A 402-nucleotide genomic window follows, 5' to 3' on the forward strand; every position below is an offset into this window, starting at 1 on the left:
GTTTTTCTTCTGATTCGGCAATCGCAATGTAAAACTCTTTTTCTTTGCCCTCTGGTAACGCTTGCGCCACTAGTGAAAAACGTTCGTGCCCTCTTGCCTCAATTACCCCACCGACTAATAATCGATCCATTAAAAAACCGTCGCGGCCGTGTCTAAATAAAGCACGTATTTGTTTTATATAAGGGTCTTTTTTGTCGTCACCTAAATTTACATCACGTGAAATTAAAATTTTCAGCACTTCTTTAAAATGAATCATTTCTTCAAGTGCTAAGTCTGCCATAGCTGTAACCAGTTTACGTTTATCGGGGTAATGCGACAGCATAGACATGGCCATACCCGATGCTTTTTTTTCGGCTGCGGCGTGGTCTTGTAAAAAAGTATCGAAGTCATCAAGTACAACTT

Annotated in this window: 1 protein-coding gene; it reads right to left on the reverse strand. The window is 40.3% G+C overall.

The genetic code is table 11. The annotated features are described in order from the left end of the window. Window positions 1-402: tRNA isopentenyl-2-thiomethyl-A-37 hydroxylase MiaE (gene miaE, locus AAEY62_RS20525; RefSeq protein ID WP_350636090.1), on the reverse strand; the 402-nt coding region annotated here is incomplete at both ends.

The sequence above is a fragment of the Pseudoalteromonas sp. GW168-MNA-CIBAN-0100 genome, from assembly GCF_040309225.1.
GTDB classification, from domain to species: domain Bacteria; phylum Pseudomonadota; class Gammaproteobacteria; order Enterobacterales; family Alteromonadaceae; genus Pseudoalteromonas; species Pseudoalteromonas arctica.